This is a genomic window from Calditrichota bacterium, from assembly GCA_013151735.1.
In the GTDB taxonomy this organism is placed as follows: domain Bacteria; phylum Zhuqueibacterota; class JdFR-76; order JdFR-76; family BMS3Abin05; genus BMS3Abin05.
The window spans coordinates 1-3,986 of sequence record JAADHR010000130.1; the positions used below are offsets into that span (position 1 = coordinate 1).

Here is a 3,986-nt window from a genome sequence, read left to right on the forward strand (position 1 = left end):
GAGGGGTGATCCGCCTTGGCGGATCGGGGTGTGTGATGGCTTGCCTTTTCGAAATAATGATAAAGAATTAAAATGGGAGAAAATCAAAAAACAACACACCCCTCAATCCCCTCTTTTTAGAGGGGACTTCCCGGCTCGCAGACCTTGGCACAAAAATCATTCTTTTTCTTTTTCCGAGGAAAAACCAAAAACTCTTGGTACCGAAACCCTTTTGGCACCCGCCCGATTATTCATTAAGAGTCCTTATCGATCCATTCCCCAAAGGCAGCGGCAAGCGAACGACCGCTGTGACCCATCGAACCCCGGACAAGCTACCACTCTTTCGCTTCCCCGTTCACAATCAGCTCTGCAATTTTAAGGGTTTCCCAGCGCAGGGTTTCCGGAAGACGCTCTACGATCGGCCCCAGGTGACTCTTAATCAACAAAAACATGGCCTGCTTCTCCGAAAATCCCCGGGTTTTCAGATAGAAAACGGCTTCTTCCAAAATCCGTCCGATAAAGGCTTCGTGATCCAGAAAAACGTCGTCCACCCGGGAGATGAGCCCGGGAATGACCTCATACGATGCCTGATCGGATTGCAGCAACCCTACCGCTTCCAGGTGTCCTTCGCTTTTGACGGCTTTTTCCCGTGCGTCGATGCTTACGTAAGAAATTTGCCGGCCCTGTTCGGTAGAAAGTCCCCGCGTACGGATGTCGGCCCGGGTTTCCGGTGCATCCAAAATAACCGACACCTGATTGACCGAGAGATTCCGATTTTTAGAACAACTGCTCATCTGAACAAGAGCCTCCCCCTTTTCCCCGTCCACGGTGATTTCAATATCGCGTCCTAAGGATTTCCCCGGAAACAGGGTGACAATCATCAGATTCAGGCGGGCGTTTTTCCCCACCCGTGCGCGCACAATGGGGCGCGATTCCAGGTAGGGTGGAAAGCTGTGGAGCAGGATAACCGTTCCGGTGGCATTCTCCCGCAAAAAGATCTCCACCCCCGGAAGATAAAACGGCGCCCGAATCACCTTTGGACTGGTGCTCCCCAGAATAATCGTTCCAGCCGAATCTTTCTCAAAGAGAATCAACGAATGGGGAGCCGGAGAGAAGGCTTTTTCCATCAGACAATACGTGCAAACCGGTTGATCCGCTACGCGAACGCCCCCGGGGAACCGGACAAACGTTCCGTTTTGCCAGTGTTCTTTGTGGAAAGAGGCCCACTCGTTTTTCGGCCAGTATGAAAAGGCCAATTCCCTGGCACGCGGATGGGTATCAACGACCTCGGCAAGCGGGGCAATTTCCAGACCAAGATGACGTAACTGAGCCAGTCGCCTCTGTTCAAATTCCGGCAGACGACCCTCGCGGGACAGCCCGGTGGCAAATGCCCAGAGGTTTTCAGAAATATTCAGATGCTTGAGGAGATTTTTCAAATTTGAAGGCAATTCTTTTGCCGAACGGATGGAGGCAACTTCGTCCAAGACGGGAAAAGGATAGCGCAAAGGAGTTTCCAGGGGCGGAAGCACCTCCGGGTGCAGGCGCTCAATGGCCATTTCTGTTCGCATGTTTCCCGAATCAACCATCATTTAGCTTTCTCCTTTCGCAACCATGTCTGCAATTTTTCGTATTTCAAGGGCATATTCGATAGGAACGTGTTTCAAAATAGGCTGAATGTATCCCTGCACAATCATACTGACCGCCTCTTCTTCCGAAAGTCCGCGGGTTTTCAGGTAAAAGAGAATCTCCTCGGAAATTCTCCCGACAAAGGCCTCGTGATCCAGATGAACCTCGTTGGTTTCGGATGCCAGCGTCGGCCAGGTTTCGTGAATACCGCCGGGTGTAAGCAGCAGTCCGGCACATTCGATGTGTCCGCGAGACCCCTTTGCTTTTTTCGATGCCCGAATATCCGTGTAGGAAATACTCGTGGCGCGGCCGCGGGCGACACTTTTCGTGTTAATGAGACCGGAGGCTTCCGGAGCTTCCATTAAAATGCGGATATTGTCTGTAATGCGTTCGTCATCCTTCACAAATCCCACGCTTTCAATGACGGCCTTTCCGCCTTTTCCGCGAATCACAATTTCTTCATCCCTTCCCGTGGAAGCGCCGGTACCCAATAAAATTGTCAGGAGATGAACCTCGGCGCCTTCTTCCAAAATCATACGTGTGATGGGGCGTGTGTGAACGTACCCCGGCCAGTTCTGGAGAACAACCTCTGTAACTTTCGCCCCCTTTTTAACGTACACCTCCGTTGCCCCGAAATGCCCTGCAAACTGAAGCAGCGGGGGGGCCGTGCAGCCCTCAATAAATGTGGCCTCCGACCCGGGTTCAGCAATCAGAACCGTGTGATCGGCCTGAGCCAGACCTTCCTCCGTGATCAAAAAATAGGTGTGAATGGGCGCCGTTACCCGGGCACCTTCATGAATGTGAATAAAGGCGCCTCCGTTCCAATACGCTGTGTGAAAGGCGGCAATCTGATTGGTTTCGACGGGCATGAGGCGAAATGCATACTCACGCAACCAGTCATATTTAGCCAGGGCGTCGCTCATTTTGAGCACATCCGCCCCCTGTTTACGAAACACATCCAGATAATTACTGCTGGTGGTCTGCTCATCCACCTGAACCATTCCCAACACCCGCTTCCACTCGTGTTCCGGGATGCCCAGTTTTACCAGCATTTTTCGAATGTCTTCAGGCAAATTGTCCAGACTGGTGATTTTTGGAATCTCAAATTTGGGTTTGGAATGCGGTAAATAGTCGCGCAGGTTCACATAAAATGTATTCTTGGGATAGGGTGCCCGATCGATGAAGGATTCCGCATATTTTCGAATGTCTGCTACCCATTGAGGCTCATGATTTTCGCGCGCAATCTGTTCTGCCAGGCTCATTCTCCGTTCCCTCCCACGGCCTGGAACCCCTTCAATTCAATGGTCTCTGCCAGTTCCGGTCCGCCTGATGCCACAAACCGGCCGTTCTTCAGGATTTTGACCGAATATTTTTGTGGAAGAAGCGTAAGAATGCGCGCATAGTGGGTGATCAGAATAATTCCTACCCCGTCGTTAAGAGCCTCACGAATGGCACCCGCAATCAGCTTCATCGAGTCCACATCCACACCCGTGTCCGGTTCGTCCAGAATGGCATACTGGGGATTCATCAGCAGGAGTTGGGCCATTTCACCGCGTTTGCGCTCCCCGCCGGAAAATCCCACGTAGACCTCCCGCTTCAGAAATTCCGACGGCAGTCCAACCCGTTCAAATACGGGGGAAATAAGCCGGTTCGGCTCCTCAACGCCTCTGGCCTTCAGGGCATCGGCGAGCAGCGTGCGAAAGCGAACCGACCGGATTTCCGGGGGAGCCTGAAATGCCAGAAAAAGGCCCGCCTTAGCCCGCTCTTCCACGGGCAGCTCTGACACATCCTTCCCATTTAAAAGGATTTTCCCCGACGTCACCCGGTACCGTTCGGACCCGATAAGCGTCATGGCCAGGGAGGTTTTTCCGCTCCCGTTTGGACCCATCACCACCAGCAGTTCTCCGGGATTTAGAGTAAACGAGATTCTTTTAAGAATTTCTTTCTTCTCAGCAACAACCTCACTGCTCAATTGGTCCACCACAAAAGCCATCTTTTTTGCTCCTTTTTCCGCAATTGCTTTTAATTTCCGACAAGAACACTCCGAATTATCCGAGCAGATAATTTAGGACAGATCACACTAAAAATCAAGAAAAATTTAAGAAAACGGCTCTACCGGAATGTTTGTGGGGCGTTATATGAACGGGGCCTGCTAAAAAAATTTTAAATAATGGCCATAGTCATTTAGTCACTCTTTAGCAAAATCTGCCCATTCCTGACCCTCCCTCCGGCCCCCTCCCTGAAATCAGGGAGGGGGAGTCAGGGGGTGGGTTCAAGGGACCGGATTATATTTTCAATAAGATTGTCTTTTCTTCAAAAATTCCTGTAGAATCATTTAAGAATAGAATCTGCAACTACTTCTCCGATTGCTCATAAAAAAA

The 3,986-nt window shown here is 51.0% G+C and carries 3 protein-coding genes; all 3 read right to left on the reverse strand.

Annotated features, from left to right (window positions below; all coding sequences use genetic code 11):
- Positions 1 to 311: 311 nt before the first annotated feature.
- Genes GXO76_09130 through sufC form a run of 3 tightly spaced genes read right to left on the reverse strand, consistent with a single transcriptional unit; the run spans position 312 to position 3,598 of the window.
- A complete protein-coding gene (locus tag GXO76_09130) occupies positions 312 to 1,568 on the reverse strand; it encodes a hypothetical protein (protein NOY78015.1) in 1,257 nt (418 codons plus the stop codon).
- On the reverse strand, positions 1,569 to 2,867 hold the full coding sequence (locus GXO76_09135) for a hypothetical protein (protein NOY78016.1): 1,299 nt from the start codon (positions 2,865 to 2,867) through the stop codon (positions 1,569 to 1,571).
- Positions 2,864 to 3,598 carry a Fe-S cluster assembly ATPase SufC gene (sufC, locus tag GXO76_09140; GenBank protein NOY78017.1) on the reverse strand — a complete coding sequence of 245 codons (735 nt, stop codon included), beginning with the start codon at positions 3,596 to 3,598 and terminating at the stop codon, positions 2,864 to 2,866. The genes GXO76_09135 and sufC overlap by 4 nt, the downstream gene beginning before the upstream one ends.
- Between the last annotated feature and the right edge of the window lie 388 nt (positions 3,599 to 3,986).

Bases quoted from the DNA above. Each gene is read 5' to 3' on its own strand.
- GXO76_09130 (NOY78015.1), bottom strand. From the start codon at position 1,568: ATGATGGTTGATTCGGGAAACATGCGAACAGAAATGGCCATTGAGCGC.
- GXO76_09135 (NOY78016.1), bottom strand. From the start codon at position 2,867: ATGAGCCTGGCAGAACAGATTGCGCGCGAAAATCATGAGCCTCAATGG.
- sufC (NOY78017.1), bottom strand. From the start codon at position 3,598: ATGGCTTTTGTGGTGGACCAATTGAGCAGTGAGGTTGTTGCTGAGAAG.